Origin of the sequence: Promicromonospora iranensis, assembly GCF_028994805.1 — a bacterium.
Lineage (GTDB): Bacteria > Actinomycetota > Actinomycetes > Actinomycetales > Cellulomonadaceae > Promicromonospora > Promicromonospora iranensis.
On record NZ_JAJQQP010000005.1, the window covers coordinates 19,425 to 44,579 of the forward strand.

The following is a 25,155-nucleotide window of genomic DNA, read 5'->3' on the forward strand; positions in this document are numbered from 1 at the left end:
CGGCGCTGCGCGGGCACGGGCAGGGCGGCGCCATACCGGCTGGCCGACGCGCGTCAGCCCGAGCTGCGCCCGTCGCGCCCGAGCAGGTGACGCAGGGCCGGCTCCAGGGTCGGGTGCCGGAACCGGTGCCCCCGCCCGAGCAGGGCCGCCGGGTACAGCCGCTGGCTGGCCTCGGCGAGCTCGGTCGCCCCCTCGCGGCCGAGCAGCAGCCGCGGGCCCAGGCCGGGGACCGGCAGGACCGCCGGCCGGCGAAGCACCCCGGCGAGGGTCTTCGTGTACGCGGCGTTGCGCACCGGCTCCGGCGCGACGGCGTTGACTGGGCCGGACAGCCCGGTGTCGTAGAGCGCGCGGTGGTAGACGTCCACCAGGTCGTCGATGCCGATCCAGGACTGCCACATCTGCCCGTCGCCGAGCCTGCCGCCCAGCCCTGCCGAGAACAGCGGGTAGAACAGGCGCAGCGTCCCGCCGCGCGGTGACTGCACGAGCCCGGTGCGGACGGTGACCACCCGCAGCCCGGCCTCGGCGGCGGCGCTGGTCGCCTGCTCCCAGTCGGCGACGACGTCGGCGAGGAACCCGTCGCCCCGCGCGGAGGACTCGTCGAGCACCTCGTCGCCGCGGTCCGGGCCGTAGTACCCGATCGCCGAGGCGGAGACGAACACGGACGGCCCGTCCGGGGTGCGTCCGGCCAGCTCGGCGAGCGCCCTGGTCGGCCCGATCCGCGACCCGCGGACGGCGGCGCGGTGCGCGTCGGTGAACCGGCCGGCGATCGATGCGCCCGCGAGGTGGATCACCGCGTCCACCCCGCGCAGCAGGTCGTCGGCCGGGTCGGCGGGGTCCCAGCGCCGTTCGTCGGGGCCGTGCGGCGTACCGCGCACCAGCCTGATCACGCGGTGGCCGGCGGTCGTCAGGAACGGCACCAGGGCACTGCCGACGAACCCGCTGCTGCCGGTCACGGCGACCACCATCGGCCGGTCGCCGCTGTTCCGTGCGGTGGCCTGTGCCGCCAGGTCCATGCGGAGCTGGCGGTGCCGGTAGGCGAACATGGCGCGCAGGAGCCCCGGCGGCACGTTCGTGTGCACGGTGTCGGTGATGCGGGTGCGGGTGCCCTCGTCGCGGAGCTCGTGCACGTGCCGCCAGCGCACGCCCCAGCGCAGCGGCGCGGAGACCAGCTCGTCGACGAACCGCTCCGGTGGCTCGTAGCCCGAGTGCCGGGCCACCCAGCGCAGCCCGAGCGGGAGGCCCAGCACGGCCTCGCCGTTGGCCAGGGACGTCGCCTCCCGGACCACCCCCATCGGCGCCCACGGCGGCGTGAGCCGTGAGACCGCGCCGGGCCGCTCGTGCCAGGCGAAGACCTCGGCGCGCGGGTAGGCGACCACGCTCGACCAGGTCAGTGGCTTGACCAGCGTCATGGCAGGCCTCCGTTCCGTAGGACGTGCAGGATGAGGATCATGGTCACGGCGGTGCCCACCGCGTAGTTGACCCAGAGGAAGTGGCGCCACCCGCCGTTGGCCCGGGCGGACTCCGCGTCGCTCAGCCGCGCGTAGGGGAGCGCGAGCGCGAGGTAGGGGAGCACGAGCAGGCCGGCGAGCGCACCGGGCCAGCCGGTGGTGGCCACCAGGAGCCCGGCGGCGGCCCAGGCCGCGAGGGCGAGGCGGACCGTGGTGGCGGCGCCGAACGCCGTCGCGATCGAGGCGATGCCTCCCTTGCGGTCCGGGACGACGTCCTGGACCGCGCCGAAGGCGTGGCTCGCCATGCCCCACAGCAGGAAGGCGCCGAGCACCGCGAGGGTCTCGGGTGTCGGCTCGGCCTCGGCCAGCGTCAGGCCGTAGACCGCCGGGCTCACGAAGTGCACGCTCGAGGTCAGCGAGTCGAGCACCGGCACCTCCTTGAAGCGGAACGGCGGCGCGGAGTAGGCGACGAGCGCGAACAGGCTCACCGCGAGCGCCACCCACGACAGCGGCGGGCCGAGCAGGACGAGCGCCACCACGAACGGCACGCAGCTGACGACGGACGCGACGAGGATCGTGCGATGCCGAGCAGGCGGGAGCAGGGCGCCCTCGACGCCGCCCTTGCGGGGGTTGGCGAGGTCTGAGCCGTAGTCGAAGACGTCGTTGATCCCGTAGAGCGCGAGGTTGTACGGCACGAGGAAGAACAGCGTGCCGAGGACCAGCGAGGCGTCGACGTCCCCGGTCGTCAGCAGGTACGCCGCGGCGAAGGGGTAGGCGGTGTTGATCCAGCTCAGCGGGCGGGAGGCACGTGCGAGGTCAGCGATCATCGCGGCCTCCGAAGAGGGACCACAGCGCCGGCAGCAGGACGACGGCGGCCAGCGGGTAGGAGAAGTCCTCGACGGGCGCCAGCCCGACCCGGAGCCCCGAGATGTGCGCGTCGGAGTAGGCGAACAGCCCGCTGGCGATCATCAGGTTGTCGAACACCGTGGTGAGGATCAGCAGGGCGACGGCGGCGAGCGCGAGGGCGCGCCAGCTGACGCCGGGCTTCGTGGAACGTCGCGCCACGACGGCGACCGTCGCGGCCACCGCGAGGAAGGCGAGGGCGAGCAGGAGGTAGGTCATCGTGTTCTCCCCGCGCGGTCCAGGACGCGCTGGGCGCCCATGACCAGCACCATCGTGAGCTCGCACAGGAACAGGAGGAACACCAGCTCCTCGAGGGGCAGCTCGGGGGCGAGCATGATCCCTGTCATGTACTGCCCGGTGCCGTGGAAGAACACGCCCAGCGCGATGCCGGCCAGGTCCCAGGCCAGGAAGAACGCCGTGCCGACCGCGAGGACGGCGGCCGCGCGCCCGGGGGAGCGCCAGCAGAACAGCCGGAACCTGGCGTCCAGCACCAGCACCCCGGCCGCCGACAGCAGCAGCACGGCGAGGTAGGTGTAGCTCATCCGTCCTCCCGCAGCGGTCCGGCGGTGGTGTCGCCCCGCAGCCGCTTGACGACGAGCTCCGCGCTGATCAGGCACATGGGCAGGCCGATCCCGGGGATCGTCGTCGCGCCGGCGTACAGGAGGTTGGACACGCGCGAGGACGCGTTGGGGCCACGGAACATGGCGCTCTGGCGCAGGGTGTGGCCGGGGCCGAGGGCGCCGCCGCGCCAGGCGCCGAAGTCCCGCTCGAAGTCGGCGGGGCCGATCGTGCGCCGTACGACCACCCGGTCCGCGAGGTCGGGCGTGCCGGACCACTGTGCGATCTGCGCGATGGCCTCGTCGGCGATGCGCTCCACTCCCGGGTCCCCGGCGCCGTCCACGCCGCCCGCGCCGATGGTGGTGTCGGCGGGCACGGGGATCAGCACGAACAGGTTCTCGTGTCCGGGCGGTGCGACGGCGTCGGTGGCACTCGGGCGGCAGACGTAGAGCGACGTGGGTGTCGGCACCGACGGGCGGTGGCCGAAGATGGCGTCGAACCCCTGCTGCCAGTCGCGCGCGAACAGCAGCGAGTGGTGCGCCAGCCGGGGCAGCTCGCCACGCACCCCCAGGAGTGCCAGCACGGCGCCAGGGCCGGGATCCCGGTGCTTCCACCAGCGGTCGCTGTGGCTGCGGTGCGCGGGGTCGAGCAGGTGGTGCTCGGTCACGCGCAGGTCCGTGCTCGACACCACGACGTCCGCCTCCAGGTCGTACGTCCGGCCGGTGCCGTCGTCGACCACGACACCGGTGACGGCGCCGTCGGCCACCGTGATCCGTTCCACGCGCTGCCCGGTGTGCAGCTTCGCGCCCGCCCGCTGGGCGACCCGGGCGACGGCGTCGATCACCGCGCCGAACCCGCCGCGCGGGTACAGCACGCCCTGGGTCACGTCCAGGTGGCTCATGAGGTGGTACATGCTGGGTGCGGCGTGTGGCGAGGTGCCCAGGAACACGGCGGGATAGCCGAGGATGCGGCGGACCCGGTCGTCCGTCGTGTGGCGCGCGATGAAGCGGTCCAGCGGCTCGCCGAGCAGGCGGGCCAGACGCGGTGCCTGGCGCACGAGGTCGCGGTCGAGCAGCGGTCCGAGCGACGCGTACGTCGCGTACAGGAACCGCTCGGTGGCGATCCGGTACGTCTCGGCCGCGGAGTCCAGGTAGGTCCCCAGCCTCGCCGCCGACGGCGGGTCGAGCGCCAGCAGCGCCTCGCGCGCGCCGTCGGCGGGCAGGTCGAAGGGCTCGGCGTCACCCTCGAAGAAGACCCGGTAGGAGGGGTCGAGCCGCACAAGGTCCAGCTCGTCGCGGGCACTGGTGCCGAGCAGGCGGAAGAAGTGCTCGAAGACCTCCGGCATGAGGTACCAGGAGGGGCCGGTGTCGAACCGGAAGCCGTCGCGCTCCCACCGTCCGGCGCGGCCACCGAGCTCTGGCCGCGCCTCCAGCAGCGTGACCTCGGCACCGTCCCGGGCGAGCAGGGCGGCGGTCGCCAGGCCGGAGATGCCGCCGCCGATCACGACGACCCGTCGGCCGCGGATGTTGTCGGTCATGCCCGCGCCCCCGCCCGCGTGCCGGCGAGGACCGCCGCGGCGATGCGCAGCTTGACGGCCGTCGGCACGGACACCCGATGCCCGCGCAGCCGGGCGGCAGGGGTGTGCCGCAGCCGGTCGTTGAGCTCGGTGAAGAGACCGGCGGCCAGCGCCGTCGCGCGGCGCGGCCCGGCGGGGAGCAGCGGGATCACGGCGCGCGCGGCGGCGAGGTCGGCGTCGATGTCCTTGACGATCACCGCCTTGTGCTCGTCGTCGAGATGGTCGGGACCCGTGCCGGGAAAGTAGGACCGGCCCAGGCGGCCCTCGTCGTCGCCGAGGTCACGCAGGAAGTTGATCTTCTGGAACGCCGCGCCGAGCCGGCGTGCTCCCTCCTCCAGCCGGCTGCGGACCGCGGGGGAGACGGGTGAGCCGTGCAGGAAGGCGCGCAGGCACATCAGGCCGACCACCTCCGCCGAGCCGTGCACGTAGTCGTGGAACTCCCCGACGCTGAGCGTGGCCACCGGGTCCAGGTCGCGGCGCATCGATGCGAAGAAGGGGCGCACCAGCGTCTCGTCGACACCGACCGCCCGCGCGGTGGTGGCGAAGGCGTGCACCACGACGTTCGCGCTGAACCCGCTGCGCAGCGCCGCGTACGTCTCGGTCTCCAGCGCGTCGAGGGCGCTACGGCACTCGGCGGGCGCGAGGCCCGCCTCGTGCGCGGGGCCGTCCACCACCTCGTCGGCCACCCGCACCAGCGCGTAGATGTCCTCGATCATCGCGCGCTGCGCGGGTGGTAGCAGCCGGGTGGCCAGGCTGAACGACGTCGAGTAGGCGCCGAGCACCTGGGCCGCGGCCAGGTGGGCCGTGTCCGTGTAGAGCGCGAGGGAGGACGACGGGTTCATGACTCACGCTCCGCGAGGGCGTCCGCGAGGCCGACCAGCTCCTGCCGCAGACCGGTGGGCAGCGTGGAGCCGCCGATCACGGCGACCGCCTCTCGCCGCATGACGTCGATGAGGTCCGTGGTCTGGTCGCGCGCACCGCTCGCGACCAGTGCGTCCCGGAGGAGGGCGGCGCCGGTCGGGTCGAGCTGCGGGTCGCCCCACAGGTGGCGCACCGCCGTCCACGCCGGCTGCCCCTCGGCGAAGGCGACGAGCAGGGTCCGCTTGCCCTGGCGCAGGTCGCTCGTGGTGCTCTTGCCGGTGCGGCCCGCGTCGCCGAAGACACCCAGCAGGTCGTCGCGCAGCTGGTAGAGCACGCCCAGGGCGGTGCCCACCCGGTCCAGCTCGGCCGAGGCGTCCGCGCCCGCCCCGGCGAGCGCCGCCCCCGCTCGCAGCGGGGCGGCGAACGAGTAGCCGGCGGTCTTGTTCTCCATCATCCGCACCACCCGCTCGGGCGTCGCCGACGCCGTGCCCAGGCCGAACGCGATGTCTTCCTGCTCGCCGGCCGCGGCCCGGAACAGGCTCTCGTCGATGATGTCGGCGAGGTCGGCGCGGACCTCCGGCCGGACCCGGCCGACGAGGGAGTGGGCGGCGCTGAGCAGCAGGTCGCCGCCGAGAATCCCCGACGCGTCGCCCCAGGCCGCGGCGACCTCCGGCGACAGGCCGTCGTCCGCCACGTCGTTCGCGAACTCGGCGGAGACGGTGGGGCGTCCCCGTCTGCTGAGGTCCTGGTCCATGACGTCGTCGTGCAGCAGCAGGGCCGTGTGGAGCAGCTCGAACGCCGCGGCCGCCGTGGTGGCGTCCTCGGGGTGCGTGCCGCCGAACGCCGCGTGCGTGTTGAGCAGCAGCCGAGGGCGCAGTCGCTTGCCGCCCTCGGACGACCGGGCCAGCCGCCGCCACAGGAGCGCGTAGTGCTGGGCGAGCGGGGTGGCACGTCGGATCCGGTCCTCGAAGAAGTCGGTGAGGACGACGTCCACGGCGTCCCGGGCGAGGGTCTCGGTCATCTCGGCGTCCCTCCGGCCGGAACCGTTCCGAGGCCGAAAGTGCCCGCGGATCCCGACGGTGTGTAGAGCGTCATCTCGTAGGCCTGGCGCACGAACCACGGGGAGAACGCCCACGGCGCCGCCCGGAGCGCGCTCCCCAGCGCGGCGGGATCGGTCCAGTGCTCGTCCATGACCTCGGCCGGGTTCGGCCACGGCTCCCCGTCGGTGACCGCGAGGTAGACGGGGCAGACCTCGTTCTCCACGACTCCCGAGGCGTCGACGGCTCGGTAGCGGAAGTCGGGCAGGACCACCCGGAGGTCGCGTACGGTCAGGCCAAGCTCCTCGCGGGCGCGGCGGACGATGGCGTCCTCCATCGGCTCGTCCGGCTGCGGGTGGCCGCAGAAGGAGTTGGTCCAGACCCCGGGCCAGGCCTGCTTGCCCAGCGAGCGGCGGCTCACCAGCACCTGGCCGGCGGCGTTGAGCACGTGGCACGAGAACGCCAGGTGCAGCGGTGTGCTCTCGGAGTGGACGAGGTGCTTGAGCTCCGACCCGATCGGCGCGTGGTCCTCGTCCAGCAGGACGACTCTCTCTGTCGGCACGTGCCCTCCTCGATGGTTTTAACTAGCCAGGCTATATTCAAGCACAGGAAGCATTAATCCAGGGAGGGGAGCGGGCGTGGTGCCTGAATCTGAGCCGGCCGAGCCCATCGAGCTGTCGATGCTGGATCCCCGCGTCCTGGATCCACACCAGGAGATCGTGCGGAGAGCGGGTCTCGGCGACGACGAGGTGGACCAGGTGGTGCGTGTCCTGGCGGGGCTGCGGAGCTGGCGGGAGACCGAGCAGCGGCTGAGCGAGGCGTCGCGCCGGTACATGAAGCTGGGCGAGACCGACATGCGCGCGCTGCGCTTCGTCATCGCCGCCCAGCACCGGGGAGACATCGCGACGCCGGGGGCGATCGCCGCGCACCTCGGCATCTCGTCCGCCTCGACCACCAAGGTGCTCGACCGGCTGACGGAGGGTGGCCACGTCCGTAGGCTTCCCCACCGTTCTGACCGGCGCAGCCTGGCGATCGAGGTCACCGAGGAGACCCGTCTGGCCGCTCAGCGAACCGTCGGCCGCAGCCACGCCCGGCGGTTCGAGGCCGCGGCGCGTCTGAGCCCGCAGGAGCGGGAGATCGTCACCCGCTTCCTGAACGACCTCGCGGGCACGGGCGAGGAGGACTGACCCGGAGCGGATCCGCGGGGAGGCGCCGGCCGTGACAACTGTCATGCGCCGGCCTCAAGCGCTGCCACTACGTGACCGACCAGGGCGCTGTGCACCAGCTGGTCCCGGACCAGGACTCTGCCGAGGGACGCCGCGAGCGCCTGGACCGTGAGCACCCGGTGCTGAGCCGCTGGATGGGGTTCTTCTCGCTGCTCCTGCTCCTCGTTCCCGCGCTGCGCCTGCGGTACAGCTGGCTGGACTCGGTCGCGCAGGGCTGACTCAGGACGCTGCCGCTCTCGCGAGCGCCTCTGCCAGGCGGTCGACGAACGCGGCCTGTGCGCTGACCGCGAGGCGCCGCGCGTCGTCGGGCGCCAGCCAGGCCACCCGGTCGATCTCGGGGACCTCGATGCGCCGTCCCGACCGCGGGGGCCACTCGACCTCCACCGTGTTGCCGGTGATCTGCTCCAGGTCAGGACCGTCCTGGGGCCACTCGCGCGCCCAGGCGAGGACCTTCTTGCCCGAGCGCTGACGGACCTCGCCGAGCTCGATGTCCGGGGCCGACGGCGGCGGCAGCTCGATCCCGAGCTCCTCGCGCGCTTCGCGCAGTGCCGCGGCGTGGGGCTCCTCGTCGGGGTCGAGCTCGCCCTTGAGCAGCGTCCACGCGCCCTCGTCCTTGCGGGCCCAGAACGGCCCGCCCATGTGGCCGAGCAGAACCTCGAACCCGCCGTCGGTGAGCCGTCGGTAGGGGAGAAGGCCCGCACTGGTCGTTGGCATGGGTCCAGTCTCGCGCTCGGATCCCCGGGTTCGCGCCGCGCATGGCGAGATCGTCCGCCCGTCCTCGAAGCGCTTCGATATCGGTCCGCCCAAGAATCTGGCGACATGGACGCCGAGATGGGCTAGATCTCGTGATCCGGGGATTGCGCACCATCGCCTTGAAGCCCTATTTTGTTGAAGCGCTTCGAGGGCTGTCTCCTCGAAGCGGATGCTGAGCCGGCAACGACGCGGCCAGCGATCGTCGTAGTACCCAAGGCGCGCTCGACGGGGAGCCACCAGCCTCGTCGTGCGCCACCCGTGCGCGAAGAAGGGCATACCGTGAAGAGACCTCCTTGGAAGAAGCTCGCCGCGCTGGCGGCCGGACTGGCACTGTCGGCGAGCCTCGCCGTCCCCGCCGGTGCGCAGCCGACAGCCGTGCACAGCACGGCCACCACGCCGACGTCGGCCGTGGAGATCGCCGCGGCGATGCAGCCGGGCTGGAACCTCGGCAACTCCCTCGACGCCCAGTGCTGCGGCGAGGGAGGCGAGACCGCATGGGGCAACCCGCGCGTCGACGACACCTTCTTCAAGGACATCAAGGCCGAAGGCTTCAACTCGGTCCGCATCCCCGTCAGCTGGGGCAACCACACCGGTCCGGCGCCGGACCACACGGTCGAGCCGGAGACCATGGAGCGGGTGCGGGAGATCGTCGACCTGGCCCTCGACGCGGACCTCTACGTCCTGATCAACATCCATCACGACTCGTGGCAGTGGGTCACGCACCTGCCGACCAAGCACGACGAGGTCATGGCCCAGTACACCGCCACCTGGACCCAGATCGCGGACACGTTCAAGGACTACCCGCAGGAGCTGACCTTCGAGTCCATCAACGAGCAGGGCTTCACCGGCTCCTCGGGTGCCGAGGAGGACCACCGGCACATGGCCGAGCTGAACAGCTCGTTCCACGACATCGTGCGCTCGTCGGGCAGCAACAACTCCGACCGCCTGCTGGTCCTGCCGACGCTCCACACCGGGGCCGAGCAGGCCGACATGGACGCCCTCGCCGCCGAGATCGCGGCACTCGACGACCCGATGCTGGCCGCGACCACCCACAACTACAGCTTCTGGCCCTTCAGCGTGAACGTCGCCGGCTACACCACCTACAACGAGGAGGTGCGGAACCTGCTGGAGGAGAGCTTCCAGAACCAGGTCGACACCTTCGTCTCCCAGGGCATCCCCGTCATCATCGGTGAGTACGGCCTGCTCGACAACTACGACAACAAGGTCGAGCGCGGCGAGTACCTCAAGTTCTTCGAGCACTTCGGCTACCTGGCCCGCACCACGGGCATCACGACGATGTGGTGGGACAACGGCACGCACTTCGACCGCTTCAAGCGCGAGTGGCGCGACCAGGAGCAGTTCGACTACATCTCCACGGCCTGGACCACCCGCTCCGGCACCGCGTCCACGGACATCGTGTTCGTCGATGCCTCGGACAAGGTCAAGGACGCCTCGGTCACCCTGGACCTCAACGGCCTCACGTTCCAGAAGCTCCGCTTCGGGACCACGACACTGCGGGCCGGCAAGGACTACTCCTTCGACGGGACCACCTTGAGGATCAAGGCGCACCTGCTCAAGCGCATCCTCGGGGACCGGGAGATCGGGTCCGGTGCACAGCTGAAGGTGCACTTCTCCGAGGGCATGCCGTGGAAGCTCAACGTCATCAGCTCGCAGGACCCTGCCGTCGAGGACGCCTCGGGCACCAACGAGTCGCTGCGGATCCCCACGACGTTCAACGGCGACCGGCTGGCCACGATGGAGTCCGTCTACGCCGACGGCACCGGGGCCGGGTACCACGGCTGGACGACCTTCCCGGAGTTCTGGGACGACTTCAGGCCGGACTACGAGGACGGGACGATCAGGCTGACCAAGCGGTACCTGGACAGCCTCCAGGACGGTGAGCCGGTCTCCCTGACGCTCCACTTCTGGAGCGGCCAGACCCTGGAGTACACGGTGACCCGCGACGGTGCCGTCGTCAGCGGTACCGCCTGACGGACGGAAGCCTTCGGGGACGGCGCGAACGCGCCGTCCCCGAAGTTCCGACGCCGGACCCGTCGCGATCCCGGGGCCCTGCTGTCAGCTCGCGGGGAAGTAGTTGCCGTTGTCCAGACCGGCGAGCAGGCCGGGCTGAGCGGGTTCCCAGCCGAGAGTTCGGCGGGTGATGAGGGTGGACGTCGGGTAACCCTGCGTGACGACGTTCGCGAGGAACCCGAAGTGTCCCGGCAGCATCAGCTCGTCCAGAGGCACGCTCACGGAGGGCAGGCCCAGGCGGCCGCCGATCGCCTCGGCGATCTCGCGGAGCGGGATGCCGCCGTCACCCACCGCGTGCCAGTACCTGCCGGCCGGGCCCTTCTCGAGCGCCAGGCGGAACAAGTAGGCGACGTCGCGGGCATGCACGGCGTTCCACAGGTTCGCGCCGTCTCCGGGGTAGCCGGCGAAGCCCTTCTCCCGCGCGAGCGCGATCAGCAGGGGGAGGAAGCCGGCACGATCGGCCGTGCTGTGCGCGATGTTGGCTATCCGCACGACCGAAGACCGCACTCCCCGCTCGGCGAGGCCGATCACGGCGGTCTCCACGACGTTACGAGCCCGCAGGGTGCCGCGGTGCTCATCGCCGACGGGGAGGGCCGGGTCGTCCTCGGTGGAGGGCCGGCCCAGGGACCGGCCGTTGCCGGGCGAGCCGATGCTCCCCGCCACGACCAGCGGCTTTCCGGTTCCCGCGAGTGCCTCGCCGTACGCGAGCATGACCGGGAGCTCCGCGGCGGCCACGGCGTCGATCCCACCGGACGGCAGCAGGTCCTGCCGGTGCGCGACGTGGATGACGCCGTCGGAGTCGGCGGCCGCCTCCTGGAGCCCGTCGAGGTCCTGGAGGTCGCCGCGGCGTACCTTCGCGCCGACCGCGGACAGCGCCGCCGCGGCCGATTCCGACCGGGCCAGGCCGGTGACCTCGTGACCGGCGGCGAGGAGCTCGGGGACGATGTGCGAACCGGAATGGCCGGTCCCGCCAGTGACGAAGACGCGCAAGCTGCTGCTCCTTGTGAGTGGTGTGGTGGTGAGTGGTGCGGCGATGAGTGCTGTGGCGGCGCTGGTGCGCTCAGCCCGGGAGGTCGACGCCGAGCGCGATGTCGAAGCTGCCCGCGCCGTGGCGGGCCAGACCCATCAACAGCGGTCCGACCCCTTCCAGCCAGCGAGCCATCTCGAGGCCGCCGACATCGAGCGGGCGCAGCCCGAGACTCTCGATGAACGCCGACACGTCGGCCTTGGCCCGCGCGTCGTCGCCGGCGAAGAACACGTCCAACGGACGCCCCTGGGCCAGGACGTGGCCGAAGACCGTGTTGAACGCCTTCACGACGTCGGCGCTCGCAGGTGCGGCCTGGGCGATCTCCTGCGCACCGGACGTGCCGTCGGGGGTGACGAGCCCGGTGGCGTCCGCGTTGAAGGTGTTGGAGATGTCGACGATGACCTTGCCGGCCAGCGCCTCCCCGTACTGGGCGACGACCGCCACTGCGCTGGCGTACGGCACGGCGAGGACGACGATGTCGCCGGCAGGGACGGTGCCGAACGTCCCCACCGTGGCCCCGCCGCCGAGCGTGGCGGCCAGCTCCTTGGCTTTGGCCGCGTCGCGACCGACGAGCTCGACGGAGTTGCCGGCCGCGATGGCACGAGCGGCGATGGCGCTGGCCATGCCGCCCAGGCCGATGACGCTGATGCTGATGCTGCTCATGGTGAGTGCTCTTTCTCTGGTCTGAGTTGAACGCCGTTGCCCAGAAGGCTCAGGCGGTTGCTTCGTTGACGCCGAGGGCGAAGTCGCCGTGGCCGACGCCGTTGCCTGCGAGGCCCACCGTGACCACGCCCATGCCTTCGAGCCAGTGCGCCATCTTCAGGCCGCCGGCATCCAGCGGGCGCAGTCCGAGGCTCTGGGCGCCCCACGGGCCCGTCGTCGCGCCGCCCAGAGCCTCGGCCAGGTCATCGGCCTTGGACTGGTCGCGTCCCATGACCTCGACGCTGTTGCCGCCCGCCACCGCGCGCGTGCCGATGGCGCGGGCCATGTTCCCCGTACCGATCAGGGTGATGCTGCTCATGAGGTGTGCTCTCTTTCCTGTTCTCGAGGCGGTGCTTCAGAGGGCTGTGGTGCCGCCGTCGGCCACCAGCTCCAGGCCGTTGACGTAGCTGGAGTCGTCGGACGCGAGGAACAGGGCGATGGTCGCGATCTCGTCCGGGCGGCCCATCTTTCCCCGGGGGATGAGCAACTCGAAGGCGGCCACGGTCGCCTCGTCGAACAGCTCGTCCTGCTTGGCGGTGGCGACCTGGCCGGGCGTCAGGACATTGACCCGGATCTTGCGCTCGCGCAGCTCGTTGAGCCAGACGCGGGCCCAGGCCTGCTGGACGGCCTTGCTCCCCGCGTAGAGGCTCCAACCGGGGAAGGCACCGAGGGAGGCGTTGGATCCGGTCATGAGGATCGAGCCGTTGTCATTGATCAGCGGCAGCGCCTTCTGCACGGTGAAGAAGGTGCCACGCGCATTGAGCCCGAAGGCGCGGTGGAACTGCTCCTCGGTGACCTCGCCGAGTACGGCTGGTTCGCCCATTCCGGCGCTGGCCCACAGCACGTCGATCGAGCCCTTTTCCCGCTTGACGGTGTCGTACAAGCGGTCCAGGTCGTCCAGGTCGGCCGCGTCACCCTGGACGGCGGTGACGTTGCGGCCGATCAGGGTGACGGCCTCGTCCAGTGCTTCCTGCCGCCGCGCCTGGATAAAGACGTGCGCACCCTCGTCGACGAACAGCTTGGCGCCGGCCAGCGCCATGCCGGTGGAGCCGCCCGTGATCACCGCTACCTTGCCATCAAGCTTTCCCACGATCACTCCGTTGAATTGATGGGTATCCGAAGCGGTTCATTTCCGGTTCGGGGCACCGCAATAAAACGCCGGGAATGAATTCTCAGAAACGAATTCTCTCCGCCTCGATGAACGATGCCATTCGCCTGATCTGGTGTCCAAGACCCTTTTCAGCCGTGGTGATACCTTGGGGGCATCGCCGGACCGGGAGGCCCCATGGATCTGGACCTGCGCAAGCTGCGCTACTTCGTCGCAGTCGCGAACGGGCTGCACTTCGGCCGGGCCGCCGAGGAGCTGCACATCGCGCAGCCGGTGCTCAGTCGGCAGATCCGCGCGCTGGAGCAGGAGCTCGGCGCGTCGCTGTTCACCCGGGACAGCCACGGCGTAGCGCTGACCGACGCGGGCCGACAGCTGCTGGACGACGCCGGTCCGCTGCTCGCCTCCGCGCACGCCGCTCGGCACCGGGTGTCCGTGGCCGCCCGCGGCAGCCAACGCCTGGTGGTCGGCTTCCGGGCCGGCATCCCGGTCATACCGGCAACGCGGGCATTCGAGGCGCGGCATCCGGACGTGGTCGTGGACGTGCAGCGCATGGAGTGGGACGACCAGGCTGCGATGCTGCTCGACGGCCGCGTCGACGTCGCCTATGTGCGGCTGCCCATCGACGAGAGCGGCCTGCGCCTGACTCCGCTCTACACCGAGCCCCGCATGGTGGCGCTGCCCACGGGCCACCGGTTGGCCGACAAGGAGCAGGTCAGCGAGGCCGACCTGGCCGGTGAGCCGGTGGTCTGGCACGCCGACCCGAGCACGCAGCCCACCGCGCGTCCGCAACCCGACTCCGGGCTCCGGGTACGCGGGGTGGAGGAGAAGCTCGAGCACGTCGCGGCCGGCCGTGGCATCTCGTTCGTGGGACGTTCGGAGACCGTGTTCTACTCGCGACCGGACATCAGCTACGTGCCCGTCCCGGACCTGGCGCCCGACCAGGTATTCGTCGCGATGGCGGCATCGCGCACCTCGCCGATGGCCGACGACTTCTTCGCCGCGGCTCAGGAGACGGCCGAGATCACCGCAGAGTGCGGGAACTATGAGATGTGGCAGCTCGCGATCGATGCTGTTTCACGGCGTGGTTGAGCGACATCGAGGAAACCAGTGCGGAACTCCGACTCCATCCCGGACCTTGCCCGCGACCTGATCTCCCGTGGCGGCACGGTTCTTGGCCGCATCGCGGTTGACGCCCACGAGGCCCGTGCCCTCGTGCAGGTGTTGCCCAAGGCCGCTCCCGTGGAGTTCGTCATCGACCTGCAGGGTCTGGAGCGGTTCATCGAAGCGGCCCGCGGCAGCGCACCTGATGTCTTCCCTGACGTTGACGGGATCGAAGGTGGGCTTCGGCTCGTCTCCGAGCATCTGCGGGCGGAGGTCGACTCCGCAGAGGGCAAGGTCTTCGCGGTCGGAGTTGATCGTCGCGGAGAGACCTGGCGCCGCGCCGGGCCTGCGCCGCAGCGAAACGCACTGCCCCCAGGCGACTACCGCTGGTCCGCGGAGCGTGAGTAGTCCGTGAAGCTCGTCGCCTACGATCATGGCGTGGACGCGCTCGCGCTCGGGATGCAACGGCTTGATGCGGCGCAGACGAAGGACGAGCTCGTGGAGGCTCTCTGGGACCTGCGTGACCTGGTGTACGACCAGCCTGAGATTTGGGGTGCGCTCACAGCGGAGATGGTCTTGCAAGGCCTGGCGTACGAATTGGAGCAGACACCTGCTGACGAGGGCAGTCAGGTCTCGGTGAGCGTCCTGGCCAGTGCGCTGCTGAGGGTGCTCGATCCTCGATCGCGCGAACCGTAGCTCGCCGCGCAGACCAGAGCGGATCCACGTCCAGAGCGTTGCGCCGTGGGTACTTCTGTCCGCGAGTCGGTACGGTCCGCGCATGGCCGTGCCGCTGCTCCTGGTCCCGTCCGATCCCCTCGCCCCCTGGGTTCCTGATCGACACTTCATGCGCGAGGCCGACGCCGCACAGCAGGCGGGGATGGGAGTCGCGATGGTGGACCAGGACGCGGTCCTCGCTGGAGACGTCCAGGCGGCAGTTCGTCGGGTTCCGACGTCCGACGGAGAACGGGTCGCCTGGTACCGCGGCTGGATGATGCCTTCCGCCGCGTACTCACGGCTCCAGGCCGCCTTGCGTACTTGTCGAGTCCGGCTGCTCACCGACACTCCCGCGTACCAGGCCGCGCACGAGCTGCCCGGGTGGTACGGCATATTCGCGAACCTGACCCCGGCGAGCGTCTGGTTGCCGGGGGAGCCAGGCCGGACGCCGACGAGCGCGGACGTCGGCGCCTTGGTCGAGGCGCTGGGCGGTGGTTCGGGCGTCGTCAAGGACTACGTGAAGTCCCGCAAGCACGAGTGGCACGAGGCGTGCTTCGTGCCCGATCTTGCCGACGTCGCGGCCACCACCCGTGTGATCGGAAGGATGGTCGAACTGCAGGGAGACGACTTGGCCGGCGGGATCGTCGTGCGTGCCTTCGAGAAGTTCACGCCCGACGCCGATGGGCACATCCAGGAAGTTCGGATCTGGTGGGTCGCGGGATCGGCGGTACTGATCACCCCGCACCCTGACGCGCCCGCGCGTGCCACTGTGGATGTCCCGACCGCAGTGTGCGTCGCGGTCGGCGCGAGCGTACGTGCCCTGGGTGCGCCGTTCGTGACCACAGACCTCGCATTGCGGTCCGATGGTGTCTGGCGCGTGATCGAGGTCGGGGACGGACAGGTCAGCGACCTCCCCGCCGCCGAGGACCCGGCCCTGCTCATGCAGGCGCTCGCCGTAGGATGCTGACGGCGTGGTGGTTGCCAATCCGACCTATCCTCGCTCGTGTCGTGTCCCCATAGGTCGAGCCCTCGCATGATGTGCCGATATGCGCGCTGCGATCATTCGCCGAGCAGGCTCTCCGCACCATGCGTAATCTCCCGACTATGACGCGGGTCGAGCGTTGGGAACGTCGTGCCGAGGTTCCACTGCTGCTGCTCGCAGTCGCTTTCCTTGTTGCATATGCGTGGCCGGTGCTCGACCCGCGACTGCACAGCGATATAGCGACAGTCCTGCAAGTCGCGACCTGGTCGGTCTGGGTTGTCTTCGCGGTCGACTTGGCAGCTCGCGTCCATCTTGCGCGGCCCCGATGGGCGTACATCCGCCGACATTGGTACGACGTCGCACTCATCGTCCTGCCAATGCTGCGACCGCTGCGCCTGTTGCGGTTGCTCGCGCTCGTTCGAATCATCAACCGATCCGCCGCGCACTCACTCGTCGGACGCGTCAGCACGTACGTCCTCGGGGCCGCCGTGATGTTGGCCCTCTTGGCCGCGGTCGCAGTGCTCGACGCCGAGCAAGACGCACCTGAAGCCAACATCACCACGATCGACGATGCGCTGTGGTGGGCAGCCGCAACAGTCACCACGGTGGGCTACGGGGATCGCTTCCCGGTTACTGGCGAGGGACGGCTGATTGCCGTTGGCCTCATGCTGGTTGGCATCGCGACGGTAGGCGCACTAATCGCGAGCATGATGGGGTGGATCGTGTCGCAGGTCGCGGCTGATGGATCACGCGAGCGAGAGCCGGAGTCGTGAGGGCAAATGTCGATCCCGACCACCAGGCGATCCTGGAGCGGTTCGGCGGTTCGGCAGTTCGGCAGTTCGGCGGTTCGACGGGTGATTGCGGTGAGTATCCGCTGGGCCGACACCATGCCACGGAAACAGCGAGGCCCGGAATCCCTAGGGATTCCGGGCCTGATTGCTCCCGCGGTTGGACTTGAACCAACGACCGTCCGGGATGAGTTCGCCGTCAACCGGTTGGGACCCAATGTGACGTGTTATGTGCGCTGAACTGCGACCGAGGCGTCCTCAGATCAGCGTGGACGGTGCCGTTCCGACGCGTCCTGACGTAGTGCGCCGCAATGAAAGTGCGGCGTAGATGATAGATGCGGCGGTGCGTTCGGTGCGAGGTCAGGCTGCGGGTGTTTCGTGCTCCGCAGCGGTAGCCAAGTCGATCTCGATGCGCTTGCCATGCATCGTGACCACGAGAGTTGGGTTCTCGGCGCCGGCTGCTCGTAGGTAGGACAGGAGTGTGCTGTAGAGCATGTCGCCACGCTTCTCAGCGCGAGAGACTGCGCTCTGGCTCATGCCCAGGCGCTGAGCGATCTCCTCCTGCGTGTAGTGAGCCGCCGAACGGAGAGCTGCGAGGTTCATCCGATAGGCGCGGTCTGCGTCGTCCATCTCGGCACGGATCTCTGCGACAGCGGCGGCGCGCTCAGGGGTGGCGTTGATGATCTCGTCGAGCTCGTCGTTGAACGGGGTGTAGGCATCTTCGGCGCTCATCGGTTGTCCTCCTTCTGTGATGTAGGCCGGTCGCGCAACCATTCGTCGATCGCTTGATCGGCTCGGCTGCCGACTGAGTCGTAGAACACGTCGCCCATCTGGGCCTTGTCTGAGAAGAACAGCATCAAGACCGCCTCTCCTTCCGGTGTGAACCAGACGATCGTGCGTACGGCGTGCCCTTCCCGGAACGGGTGTGAGAGTCGCCAGACCGGAAACTCGCCCGACTGCACCACCCTCCGTACCGTCGGGGTCTCTTCGGCAGGCTCCCCGTCGAGGTCACGGAGGACGGCGACCTGAGCCGCCACGAGACGCAGTGTTGTCTCAGCGCGTTCATCGCCAGCACCCGCCTTCGCCTTCAGCGCGTCGACCGCGATCCGGAACGGTCGCGCGGGAAAGATGTTCACTCAGCGATTATGCGCCAGGCGCATACGCATGGCAAGCATAGGGTCGACGGTCCTGTGATCGAGATCCCGCGCCAGGCCGGTCCACCAAGGCACCCACACGCCCAGCTGCGCCATCGGGGTCGGTCGCCGGGAGGGTCTGGTGCGGTTCGGCAGGGGACAATGCTGGGTTTCTGCTGGGTGGGCACCATGTAACAGAAACAGCAAGGCCCGGAATCGTTGAGATTCCGGGCCTGGTTGCTCCCGCGGTTGGACTTGAACCAACGACCGTCCGATTAACAGTCGGATGCTCTGCCAGCTGAGCTACGCGGGATCGCGTTCACCCGTCCCGTGCACCGGGAGGGCGACCGGTGAAAACTCTAACAGGTTCAGGCAGGTAGTCCTGCCGCATTTCGAACCCGAGCCTCAGCGGCGTCGATCACACCCGCTATGCCCGGATCGGCGAGGTCCAGATCGCCCCCGCCGATCACCTGGGAGAACAGCTCTCCGTCCACGCGGCGTCGGACCGCCACGCGGGCGGAACCCCCGCCAGGGAGCTTGACCGGCTCCGCCAGGACCACCGACCACTGCACCCGCTCGCGCAGCACCTGCGGCAGGACGGACCGCCGGCCGTCGAGGGGGAGCGGCGTCGGCTCGTCGCCGTCGACCCAGTGCACGCGGATGACGTTGGAATCCGTGTCGTAGGTCGCCCGGTCGACGTCGGCCCACTCCCGGTGCACGACGACGGAGGGCGCGCCCCGTGACTCGCCGTCGGCCTGTCCGGTGGGTGCCTCGGGCGCCGAGATCATCAGCAGCTCGGCGCGGGTGGCGAACGCCCATGCCTCGCCGGTGGACGTGACCAGCGCCGCCCACGCCAGCACCGAGTCGGTGCGGTGCGAGTCCACGGTGCGGCGGACGGCCTTCTGCGGGCGGTGCGCGAACCACGATCTGAACCCCATGTCCCCACCGTAGTGCTGCGGACCGGACGATCGGACGAGGTCGATACCGTGTCCGCCGCACCCGTCGCAGAAAGCCCGTCGAGAGCAGAGAGTTCACCCGCTGAGGGGTCGGCTCCAGGGTGTCGGGTGCCGTAGGTTCTGGCCAGTGACCTCGACGAACGCCATGCCACTTGTCGATCCCCCTGGCGCCAAGCCCGGTGGGACTGCGAGAGAGCGGCGCGAGGCGAAAGGTCGTCGTCGCCGCGCCATGCGGTCGATGATCATCGTGACGCTCGTGGTCGTCCTCGCGATGGGTGGGGGAGGGTTCGCCTGGTTCGTCGTCGCGGAGACGGACGACCTGGCCACCCAGACCGCCGCGGCGGAGGAGCTGCTGGCAACCTCCGAGGGCAAGGTCACGGAGCAGTCGACGCGCGCCGGGCTCTCCGCACAGATCGCCGAGGCCCGGTCCGTGCTGGATGAGTCGGTCCTCACCCGGCTCACCACCGGGACCGGCGATGCCCGGGAATCCCTCGAGGCGGCGACGGACGCCGTCGAGGCCTCCATGGTCGAGTTCGCCCGTGGCAGGGTCACCGAGGCGCGCGATAGCCTCGCGGCCGCTCAGGCCCGCGCGGAGAAGATCTACCAGGCGACGGAGGGCCAGGGGGTCGACGATGCCGTCCGGGCCCGCCTGCAGGCCGCGCTCGACACGATGGCCGCCGCAGACACCGCCGCGGACACCACCCTCAGCAGCGAGGACCTGGCAGAGCTGGCACGGGCCGCGGACGAGCTGGGCACGAACCGCTCGGTCGTCACGGTCGCTACCGAGGCGCTGTCCGACGCGCAGGACGCGATCACCTGTCCCGCGCCCGACCAGGCGTGGGACCCGGACAGCGGCAAGGTGCCGAGCTCCGCCCTCGCGGAGATCCCGTGGGCGCCCACGCACTTCGTGCGTGCCGACGTGCTGCCGGGCCTGATCGAGCTCGACGCCGCCTATCGCGAGGCGTTCGGGGAGCACCTGACGATCAACTCCTCGTACCGCACGTACGAGTCGCAGGCGTCCTTGTACGACCCGTCGTCGCCGATCGCTGCACCGCCCGGCTGCTCCAACCACGGCCTGGGCCTCGCGGTCGACATCGGCGGCGGCGTCGAGACGTTCGACACCGAGCAGTACACCTGGCTCAAGCAGAACGCCGAGACCTACGGCTGGACGCACCCGGACTTCGCCGAGCCCGGCGGGCGCGTGCCGGAGCCGTGGCACTGGGAGTCGGTGCTCGCCCGCGCAGGCTTGTGAGGTCTGGCGATTCCGTCCCGCGCGCGAAGTTCATGCGGGTGAATTAACGTCGTCGTGGAAATCACGCCGATGGGAGACTTGTGAGCAGCGGGACGACGTCGGCATCATCGAGGAGCCGGACGCTTCGGCGCACCGTGGCCCTCGCCGTATCCCTGATGCTGGCGGTGACGTTCCTGATGCCCGGCTTGGCGGGGCCACGTGCCGCGTCGGCGCAGGAGGGAACCGGGCACCTGTCGCTCTTCAAGCGCATCGAGAACCTCGACACCGGTGCGTCCGAGGGGCGGCGCGAGCTGTGGACCATGCGCGCGGAGAACCTGGCGACCGGCGAGGTCATCGAGGGCAACGGTCTCAACGGCGTGCAGGACCGGCTGGTCCCGGCCGGCACCTACCGCATCTCGGAGAGCGGCGGCGTGGCCGGCTACCGGTTCCAGAACTGGAACTGTGGTGGCGAGGACATCCTGGACCCCACCCCGGATATCACGGTGCCCGCGGACGGCAGCATCGCGTGCACGGTGGACAACGAGGCGATCGCGCCGACACTGACGCTCGTCAAGGACGTCGTCGGAGGATCGGCTTCGCCCGAGGACTGGGAGCTGCGTGCCCAGGGGCCCGAGTCGATCGTCGGCGCCTCCGGCTCGGAGGCGGTGACGAACCAGCCGCTGCGGATCGGGCAGTACACGCTGTCCGAGGAGGGCGGGCCGGACGGCTATCGCAGCGCAGGCTGGTCGTGCGACGGGGCGCAGCTGACGGGCGACGTCGTGACGCTGGAGCTCGGCGGCTCCGTGACCTGCACGGTGCGCAACGTGGGTTCGGGGCCGACGCCCACTCCCACGCCGACTCCGACGCCTACGCCGACTCCGACTCCGGCGCCCACGCCAACGCCAACGCCAACGCCGATGCCGACGCTGACGCCGACGCCGACCGCTACGGAGACCGTCACGCCGGGCCCGGACGAGTCCGATGGGCCGGACGGCACCGGCACCGGAGCTGAGGATCCGCCCTCCTCCCTGGCCGCGACCGGTGCGGACGCGGCGGCCTTTGCCGCGGTCGCCCTCGCCGCCGTGGCCGCGGGCCTGGGCCTGATCTGGCTACGCCGGCGGCACGGCTGACCGTTTCGTGAACGCGATGAGGTCGGCGCGCATGCACTGGACCTCGGTGATCGGCTCGTAGAAGCCCTCGAGGACGTCGAGGCCGCGCAGGGCCAGTCGCGTGCCCTCGTCGTCGATCCGGCCCGTCAGCCGGAGCAGGGTGAAGGCAGCGCCGACGGCGAACATGGCGGTGTCGACGTCGTCGTCCTCGGCGAGCCATGTGTCGTCAGGGTCAGCTTCGCCGTCCTCGAGCAGTGCGCGGACCGTCGTGGTCTCGTCCAGCTCCTCGGCGCGTTCCGTCCAGATGGTCAGCACGTCGGCGCCCTCGTCGTTGCCGAACGGAGCGAACTCGTTCGCCGGGTCGTCGTAGATCGGGTCGGTGAAGTACTCGGCGAACACCGGGTGCTTCGGTTCTGTCTCAAGTCCGAGGTCCAGCGCCTCGTCGAGTTCATCGGTCACGCCGGCCATCCTGCCGGGGACCACTGACACCCAGGTCGTCGTCCCAGGGGCTTGCTATCTGAGAAACCGGTTACTAGGATCCGGGAAACCGGTTACCCGTCGGCTGGAAAATCATCCGGTCGGTTGGCGCCAGCGTCGGCGCGGACGCGTCTGGCGAACCCGCACCGCACCACAGCAATGTCCCGCTTTCAACGACGAACGTGAGGCAACGACGATGAGACGACCAAGAGCAGTACAGCTCCTCTCGGCGGTGGCAGCGGCGACGCTCGCCGTCACCATCGGGGTGACGGCGCAGTCCGCCCCGAACGCGGCGGCGGCCACGGGCCCCGCCACGGGCTTCGCCACCCAGAACGGCGGCACCACCGGCGGCGCCGGCGGGCAGACGGTGCGGGCGAGCACCGGGACGGCGATCCACACGGCGCTGTGCACCCGCGCCAGCAGCAGCACGCCGATCATCATCGAGGTCACGGGGACCATCAACCACGGCAACACCAGCAAGGTGTCGGGGAGCAGCTGCAGCACGGCCGACGACGTGATCGAGCTCAAGCAGATCAGCAACGTCACGATCGTCGGTGTGGGCAGCGGTGCGGTGTTCGACCAGATCGGCATCCACATCCGTGAGGCCAGCAACATCATCATCCAGAACGTGACGGTCCGGAACGTGAAGAAGTCCGGCTCGCCCACGTCCAACGGCGGTGACGCCATCGGCATGGAGAGCGGGGTCCGCAACGTCTGGGTTGACCACGTGGACCTGCTCGCGTCGGGCGGCGAGTCCGCGGGCTACGACGGTCTCTTCGACATGAAGAACGACACCAAGTACGTGACCCTCTCGTACAGCACGCTGCGCAACTCGGGCCGCGGTGGCCTGATCGGGTCCAGCGAGAGCGACGTCTCCAACGGGTTCGTCACGTTCCACCACAACCTGTACTCGAACATCGACTCGCGCACCCCGCTGCTGCGCGGCGGTATCGCGCACGCCTACAACAACCACTACGTCAACCTCAACGAGTCCGGGATCAACTCACGGGCCGGGGCCAAGGCGAAGGTGGACAACAACTACTTCGAGGACTCCAAGGACGTGCTCGGCACGTTCTACACCGACCAGGCCGGCTACTGGCAGGTCGGCGGCAACATCTTCGACAACGTGACCTGGTCGAGCCGCAGCGGTGACACCAACCCAGCCGGTCCCAACCCGACGTCGAACACCTCGGTCAGCATCCCCTACTCGTACCCGATGGACGGCGCCAGCTGCGTGCCGAACGTCGTCGCCGCGACGGCGGGCGCGAACAAGGGCAACCGCGTGTCGGACGGTAGCTGCACGCCGACGGACCCGACCGACCCGACCGATCCCACGGACCCCACCGACCCGACCGACCCGACCGACCCGACCGACCCGACGGACCCGCCCACCGGGACCAACCTGAGCCTCGGCGCGGGCGCCGACGGCTCCAGCAAGGCCAGCGGCACCAGCTACGGCAACGTCATCGACGGCAACGCGAGCACCTACTGGTCACCCGCGAGCTCGACCGGCCGCGTCTCGGTCAAGTGGGCGTCCGCGAAGACGGTGTCGAGCATCAACATCCGTGAGGCGTCCGGCGCCGTCGGCAACATCGGCTCGTGGCGCGTCGTCAACAACGACAACGGCGCGGTGCTGGCCACGGGGAGCGGAGCCAAGGCGGTCAGCTTCGCGTCGACCTCGCTGAGCAAGATCAACTTCGAGATCACCAGCTCGTCCGGCACGCCCCGGGTCGCGGAGTTCGAGACCTACGCCGGAGCGCCGTCGTCGGGCGGCGACCCCACTGAACCGCCGGACGGCGGTGGGCCGATCGAGCAGCCCAGCGCGGACGCGCTCTACGTGGCGCCCGGTGGCACCGACAGCGCCGCCGGTACCGAGGCGAACCCGACGACGCTCGCGTCGGCGATCAGCCGGATCAACCCTGGTGGCACGATCTACCTGCGCGGAGGCACCTACAACTACTCGCAGACGATCGCCATCCCGCCGGGCAAGAACGGCCTCTCGGGCAACCGCACCGAGATCTTCGCGTACCCCGGCGAGCGGCCGGTGCTCAACTTCTCGGCGCAGAGCGAGAACTCGGCCAACCGTGGGCTCGCCATCGGCGGTGACTGGTGGCACGTGCGCGGCATCGTCGTCGAGCGCGCCGGCGACAACGGAATCCTCCTCGGCGGCGACAACAACGTCATCGAGCGAGTGGTGACCCGGTTCAACCGCGACTCCGGTCTCCAGCTCTCCCGGTACACCGCCGGGGCGCCCCGGGCCGACTGGCCCGCCAACAACCTCATCGTGTCCTCGGAGTCGCACGACAACGCCGACTCCGACGGTGAGGACGCGGACGGGTTCGCGCCGAAGCTCACCGTGGGATCGGGCAACGTCTTCCGTCACACGGTGGCGCACAACAACATCGACGACGGCTGGGACCTGTACACGAAGTCCGACACCGGTGCGATCGGCGCCGTCACCATCGAGGACTCGCTCTCCTACGAGAACGGGACCCTGTCGAACGGCGGCCAGGCCGGCAACGGCGACCGCAACGGCTACAAGCTCGGCGGTGAGGACATCGCGGTGAACCACGTCGTGAAGCGCAGCATCGCCTTCGACAACGGCAAGCACGGGTTCGGCTACAACCGGAACCTCGGGTCGCTGACGGTCGAGAACAACCTGAGCATCGGCAGCGCGGAGCGCAACTTCAACTTCGACGGCGGCTCCTCGACCTTCCGCAACAACACCTCCTGCAACAGTGGGTCGAACGACCGGATCATCGGCAACGACGCAGGCGGCAACCAGTGGTGGTCCGGCTCCAACGGCTCCCGGTGCGGGCAGTACTCCGGGGCGCTGAGCTGGTCCTTCGCGTCCGACGGTCGCCTGGCCGTGACGATCGGGGGTCGGGCGGTCAACCTCTGACAGACCAGCTGAAGCAGCGGACTGCCGACGAGGGCGTCCTGGGGAGCGCGAGAGCGCACTTCTCAGGACGCCCTCGTCGTGTCTGCCAGACTGCCGGGATGTCGTTCAGCAGGATCTCGCTGGCGGGCCGGCTCACGGTGATCGCCGGCCCGCAGCCGCCGTCGGACGACGGCTTCCGCTCGGATCGGCTCCAGGTCCTGCACTGGCGCGTCGACGAACCGTTCGGCGACGACGGAACCCACCTCCATCGGGCGAGCGACGAGGTCTACGTCGTCCTGGAGGGATCCATCGACCTGGAGATCGATGGATCGCGGATCACGGTGGCGGCCGGGGAGGCGGTCACCGTCGGCGCGGGCGTCTCCCATGCGCTGGTGGCTGTTCACCACCCGGCTCGGGGTATGACGATCCGTGGTCCCGCGATCGACGACAAGGTGATCACCGACGGCGGTTCCTCGGGAGACGGCTCGGGCCTCGAGCGACCGCGGCGCGAGGGTCGGTGACTGCACGAGAGAGGCCCGGAATCGGCGGGATT

29 protein-coding genes and 1 tRNA gene are annotated in these 25,155 nt (G+C 70.1%); 12 read left to right on the top strand and 18 right to left on the bottom strand.

The features are described 5' to 3' along the window. Nucleotides 1-53: 53 nt before the first annotated feature. From LUM46_RS09320 to idi, 8 genes are read right to left on the bottom strand one after another with little or no spacing between them, the layout of a single operon-like run. On the bottom strand, nucleotides 54-1,409 hold the full coding sequence (locus LUM46_RS09320; protein WP_274993549.1) for a TIGR01777 family oxidoreductase: 1,356 nt from the start codon (nucleotides 1,407-1,409) through the stop codon (nucleotides 54-56). Beyond that, a complete protein-coding gene (locus LUM46_RS09325; protein WP_274993550.1) occupies nucleotides 1,406-2,275 on the bottom strand; it encodes a prenyltransferase in 870 nt (289 codons plus the stop codon). Before LUM46_RS09325 ends, LUM46_RS09320 begins: the two co-directional genes overlap by 4 nt. After that, nucleotides 2,265-2,570 carry a lycopene cyclase domain-containing protein gene (locus LUM46_RS09330; RefSeq protein ID WP_274993552.1) on the bottom strand — a complete coding sequence of 102 codons (306 nt, stop codon included), beginning with the start codon at nucleotides 2,568-2,570 and terminating at the stop codon, nucleotides 2,265-2,267. Before LUM46_RS09330 ends, LUM46_RS09325 begins: the two co-directional genes overlap by 11 nt. Then, the gene (locus LUM46_RS09335) at nucleotides 2,567-2,893 is read right to left on the bottom strand and encodes a lycopene cyclase domain-containing protein (protein ID WP_274993553.1); all 327 of its coding nucleotides are present in this window, start codon (nucleotides 2,891-2,893) and stop codon (nucleotides 2,567-2,569) included. Before LUM46_RS09335 ends, LUM46_RS09330 begins: the two co-directional genes overlap by 4 nt. Continuing rightward, nucleotides 2,890-4,446 (bottom strand): phytoene desaturase family protein, encoded by a 1,557-nt coding sequence (gene crtI, locus LUM46_RS09340; protein ID WP_274993554.1) that lies wholly within the window; start codon nucleotides 4,444-4,446, stop codon nucleotides 2,890-2,892. Before crtI ends, LUM46_RS09335 begins: the two co-directional genes overlap by 4 nt. After that, the gene (locus LUM46_RS09345) at nucleotides 4,443-5,327 is read right to left on the bottom strand and encodes a phytoene/squalene synthase family protein (protein ID WP_274993555.1); all 885 of its coding nucleotides are present in this window, start codon (nucleotides 5,325-5,327) and stop codon (nucleotides 4,443-4,445) included. Before LUM46_RS09345 ends, crtI begins: the two co-directional genes overlap by 4 nt. Continuing rightward, a complete protein-coding gene (locus tag LUM46_RS09350; protein ID WP_274993556.1) occupies nucleotides 5,324-6,367 on the bottom strand; it encodes a polyprenyl synthetase family protein in 1,044 nt (347 codons plus the stop codon). The genes LUM46_RS09345 and LUM46_RS09350 overlap by 4 nt, the downstream gene beginning before the upstream one ends. Continuing rightward, nucleotides 6,364-6,945: an isopentenyl-diphosphate Delta-isomerase gene (gene idi / locus LUM46_RS09355; RefSeq protein WP_274993557.1), complete on the bottom strand. Its 582-nt coding sequence runs from the start codon at nucleotides 6,943-6,945 to the stop codon at nucleotides 6,364-6,366. The genes LUM46_RS09350 and idi overlap by 4 nt, the downstream gene beginning before the upstream one ends. Before the next feature lie 76 nt (nucleotides 6,946-7,021). Between idi and LUM46_RS09360 the strand changes: the two genes are divergently transcribed. Continuing rightward, nucleotides 7,022-7,570, top strand: coding sequence for a MarR family winged helix-turn-helix transcriptional regulator (locus tag LUM46_RS09360; RefSeq protein ID WP_274993558.1), 549 nt, complete (start codon nucleotides 7,022-7,024; stop codon nucleotides 7,568-7,570). Between the two features lie 71 nt (nucleotides 7,571-7,641). Next, nucleotides 7,642-7,827 carry a hypothetical protein gene (locus LUM46_RS09365; RefSeq protein ID WP_274993559.1) on the top strand — a complete coding sequence of 62 codons (186 nt, stop codon included), beginning with the start codon at nucleotides 7,642-7,644 and terminating at the stop codon, nucleotides 7,825-7,827. Between the two features lies 1 nt (nucleotide 7,828). On the opposite strand, the gene LUM46_RS09370 is transcribed toward LUM46_RS09365, so the two are convergent. Further along, a complete protein-coding gene (locus LUM46_RS09370; RefSeq protein ID WP_274993560.1) occupies nucleotides 7,829-8,323 on the bottom strand; it encodes an NUDIX hydrolase in 495 nt (164 codons plus the stop codon). 318 nt (nucleotides 8,324-8,641) lie between these two features. On the opposite strand from LUM46_RS09370, the gene LUM46_RS09375 reads away from it, so the two are divergent. After that, a complete protein-coding gene (locus LUM46_RS09375; protein WP_274993561.1) occupies nucleotides 8,642-10,354 on the top strand; it encodes a cellulase family glycosylhydrolase in 1,713 nt (570 codons plus the stop codon). Nucleotides 10,355-10,438: 84 nt separating this feature from the next. On the opposite strand, the gene LUM46_RS09380 is transcribed toward LUM46_RS09375, so the two are convergent. The 4 genes from LUM46_RS09380 to LUM46_RS09395 form a co-directional block, all read right to left on the bottom strand. Further along, nucleotides 10,439-11,383 (bottom strand): SDR family oxidoreductase, encoded by a 945-nt coding sequence (locus LUM46_RS09380; protein WP_274993562.1) that lies wholly within the window; start codon nucleotides 11,381-11,383, stop codon nucleotides 10,439-10,441. Between the two features lie 70 nt (nucleotides 11,384-11,453). Further along, nucleotides 11,454-12,083, bottom strand: coding sequence for an NADPH-dependent F420 reductase (locus LUM46_RS09385; protein WP_274993563.1), 630 nt, complete (start codon nucleotides 12,081-12,083; stop codon nucleotides 11,454-11,456). A 49-nt stretch (nucleotides 12,084-12,132) separates the two neighbouring features. Then, a complete protein-coding gene (locus LUM46_RS09390; RefSeq protein WP_274993565.1) occupies nucleotides 12,133-12,441 on the bottom strand; it encodes an NAD(P)-binding domain-containing protein in 309 nt (102 codons plus the stop codon). 36 nt (nucleotides 12,442-12,477) lie between these two features. Beyond that, entirely contained in the window at nucleotides 12,478-13,212 is a 735-nt protein-coding gene (locus LUM46_RS09395; RefSeq protein WP_274993566.1) for an SDR family NAD(P)-dependent oxidoreductase, read from the bottom strand. Nucleotides 13,213-13,407: 195 nt separating this feature from the next. Here LUM46_RS09395 and LUM46_RS09400 point away from each other — a divergent pair, with 195 nt between their 5' ends. From LUM46_RS09400 to LUM46_RS09420, 5 genes are all read left to right on the top strand, one after another. Then, nucleotides 13,408-14,319 (top strand): LysR family transcriptional regulator, encoded by a 912-nt coding sequence (locus tag LUM46_RS09400; RefSeq protein WP_274993567.1) that lies wholly within the window; start codon nucleotides 13,408-13,410, stop codon nucleotides 14,317-14,319. Between the two features lie 18 nt (nucleotides 14,320-14,337). Then, nucleotides 14,338-14,739 carry a hypothetical protein gene (locus tag LUM46_RS09405; protein WP_274993568.1) on the top strand — a complete coding sequence of 134 codons (402 nt, stop codon included), beginning with the start codon at nucleotides 14,338-14,340 and terminating at the stop codon, nucleotides 14,737-14,739. 3 nt (nucleotides 14,740-14,742) lie between these two features. Further along, nucleotides 14,743-15,027: a hypothetical protein gene (locus tag LUM46_RS09410; protein ID WP_274993569.1), complete on the top strand. Its 285-nt coding sequence runs from the start codon at nucleotides 14,743-14,745 to the stop codon at nucleotides 15,025-15,027. 82 nt (nucleotides 15,028-15,109) lie between these two features. After that, nucleotides 15,110-16,012 (top strand): ATP-grasp domain-containing protein, encoded by a 903-nt coding sequence (locus LUM46_RS09415; protein ID WP_274993570.1) that lies wholly within the window; start codon nucleotides 15,110-15,112, stop codon nucleotides 16,010-16,012. Nucleotides 16,013-16,149: 137 nt separating this feature from the next. After that, nucleotides 16,150-16,800, top strand: a complete 651-nt coding sequence (locus LUM46_RS09420) for a potassium channel family protein (RefSeq protein WP_274993571.1) — start codon at nucleotides 16,150-16,152, stop codon at nucleotides 16,798-16,800. Between the two features lie 375 nt (nucleotides 16,801-17,175). On the opposite strand, the gene LUM46_RS09425 is transcribed toward LUM46_RS09420, so the two are convergent. From LUM46_RS09425 to LUM46_RS09440, 4 genes are all read right to left on the bottom strand, one after another. Then, complete coding sequence (locus tag LUM46_RS09425) at nucleotides 17,176-17,547, bottom strand: helix-turn-helix domain-containing protein (protein WP_274993572.1); 372 nt, start codon at nucleotides 17,545-17,547, stop codon at nucleotides 17,176-17,178. Continuing rightward, nucleotides 17,544-17,951, bottom strand: a complete 408-nt coding sequence (locus tag LUM46_RS09430; protein WP_274993573.1) for a hypothetical protein — start codon at nucleotides 17,949-17,951, stop codon at nucleotides 17,544-17,546. The genes LUM46_RS09425 and LUM46_RS09430 overlap by 4 nt, the downstream gene beginning before the upstream one ends. Nucleotides 17,952-18,188: 237 nt before the next feature. Then, a tRNA-Asn gene (locus LUM46_RS09435) sits at nucleotides 18,189-18,261 on the bottom strand. Nucleotides 18,262-18,316: 55 nt separating this feature from the next. Continuing rightward, nucleotides 18,317-18,886 (bottom strand): hypothetical protein, encoded by a 570-nt coding sequence (locus LUM46_RS09440; protein ID WP_274993574.1) that lies wholly within the window; start codon nucleotides 18,884-18,886, stop codon nucleotides 18,317-18,319. Between the two features lie 256 nt (nucleotides 18,887-19,142). On the opposite strand from LUM46_RS09440, the gene LUM46_RS09445 reads away from it, so the two are divergent. Continuing rightward, the gene (locus tag LUM46_RS09445; protein WP_274993575.1) at nucleotides 19,143-20,156 is read left to right on the top strand and encodes a D-alanyl-D-alanine carboxypeptidase family protein; all 1,014 of its coding nucleotides are present in this window, start codon (nucleotides 19,143-19,145) and stop codon (nucleotides 20,154-20,156) included. A 134-nt stretch (nucleotides 20,157-20,290) separates the two neighbouring features. Further along, nucleotides 20,291-21,265, top strand: coding sequence for an LPXTG cell wall anchor domain-containing protein (locus tag LUM46_RS09450; RefSeq protein ID WP_274993576.1), 975 nt, complete (start codon nucleotides 20,291-20,293; stop codon nucleotides 21,263-21,265). Here LUM46_RS09450 and LUM46_RS09455 read toward each other — a convergent pair. Next, nucleotides 21,245-21,703 carry a hypothetical protein gene (locus tag LUM46_RS09455; protein WP_274993577.1) on the bottom strand — a complete coding sequence of 153 codons (459 nt, stop codon included), beginning with the start codon at nucleotides 21,701-21,703 and terminating at the stop codon, nucleotides 21,245-21,247. The two genes, LUM46_RS09450 and LUM46_RS09455, sit on opposite strands and share 21 nt — an antisense overlap. A gap of 214 nt (nucleotides 21,704-21,917) precedes the next feature. Here LUM46_RS09455 and LUM46_RS09460 point away from each other — a divergent pair, with 214 nt between their 5' ends. Together LUM46_RS09460 and LUM46_RS09465 are read left to right on the top strand one after the other, a co-directional pair. Further along, the gene (locus tag LUM46_RS09460) at nucleotides 21,918-24,623 is read left to right on the top strand and encodes a pectate lyase family protein (RefSeq protein WP_274993578.1); all 2,706 of its coding nucleotides are present in this window, start codon (nucleotides 21,918-21,920) and stop codon (nucleotides 24,621-24,623) included. A gap of 98 nt (nucleotides 24,624-24,721) precedes the next feature. After that, nucleotides 24,722-25,123, top strand: a complete 402-nt coding sequence (locus tag LUM46_RS09465; RefSeq protein ID WP_274993579.1) for a cupin domain-containing protein — start codon at nucleotides 24,722-24,724, stop codon at nucleotides 25,121-25,123. Nucleotides 25,124-25,155: the final 32 nt, after the last annotated feature.

Coding starts and splice junctions, on each gene's coding strand:
- LUM46_RS09370 (WP_274993560.1), bottom strand. CDS start 8,323: ATGCCAACGACCAGTGCGGGCCTTCTCCCCTACCGACGGCTCACCGAC.
- LUM46_RS09390 (WP_274993565.1), bottom strand. CDS start 12,441: ATGAGCAGCATCACCCTGATCGGTACGGGGAACATGGCCCGCGCCATC.
- LUM46_RS09325 (WP_274993550.1), bottom strand. CDS start 2,275: ATGATCGCTGACCTCGCACGTGCCTCCCGCCCGCTGAGCTGGATCAAC.
- LUM46_RS09350 (WP_274993556.1), bottom strand. CDS start 6,367: ATGACCGAGACCCTCGCCCGGGACGCCGTGGACGTCGTCCTCACCGAC.
- LUM46_RS09420 (WP_274993571.1), top strand. CDS start 16,150: ATGACGCGGGTCGAGCGTTGGGAACGTCGTGCCGAGGTTCCACTGCTG.
- LUM46_RS09460 (WP_274993578.1), top strand. CDS start 21,918: ATGAGACGACCAAGAGCAGTACAGCTCCTCTCGGCGGTGGCAGCGGCG.
- LUM46_RS09415 (WP_274993570.1), top strand. CDS start 15,110: ATGGCCGTGCCGCTGCTCCTGGTCCCGTCCGATCCCCTCGCCCCCTGG.
- LUM46_RS09320 (WP_274993549.1), bottom strand. CDS start 1,409: ATGACGCTGGTCAAGCCACTGACCTGGTCGAGCGTGGTCGCCTACCCG.
- LUM46_RS09335 (WP_274993553.1), bottom strand. CDS start 2,893: ATGAGCTACACCTACCTCGCCGTGCTGCTGCTGTCGGCGGCCGGGGTG.
- LUM46_RS09440 (WP_274993574.1), bottom strand. CDS start 18,886: ATGGGGTTCAGATCGTGGTTCGCGCACCGCCCGCAGAAGGCCGTCCGC.
- LUM46_RS09425 (WP_274993572.1), bottom strand. CDS start 17,547: ATGAGCGCCGAAGATGCCTACACCCCGTTCAACGACGAGCTCGACGAG.
- LUM46_RS09385 (WP_274993563.1), bottom strand. CDS start 12,083: ATGAGCAGCATCAGCATCAGCGTCATCGGCCTGGGCGGCATGGCCAGC.
- LUM46_RS09330 (WP_274993552.1), bottom strand. CDS start 2,570: ATGACCTACCTCCTGCTCGCCCTCGCCTTCCTCGCGGTGGCCGCGACG.
- crtI (WP_274993554.1), bottom strand. CDS start 4,446: ATGACCGACAACATCCGCGGCCGACGGGTCGTCGTGATCGGCGGCGGC.
- LUM46_RS09445 (WP_274993575.1), top strand. CDS start 19,143: ATGATCATCGTGACGCTCGTGGTCGTCCTCGCGATGGGTGGGGGAGGG.
- LUM46_RS09465 (WP_274993579.1), top strand. CDS start 24,722: ATGTCGTTCAGCAGGATCTCGCTGGCGGGCCGGCTCACGGTGATCGCC.
- LUM46_RS09400 (WP_274993567.1), top strand. CDS start 13,408: ATGGATCTGGACCTGCGCAAGCTGCGCTACTTCGTCGCAGTCGCGAAC.
- LUM46_RS09345 (WP_274993555.1), bottom strand. CDS start 5,327: ATGAACCCGTCGTCCTCCCTCGCGCTCTACACGGACACGGCCCACCTG.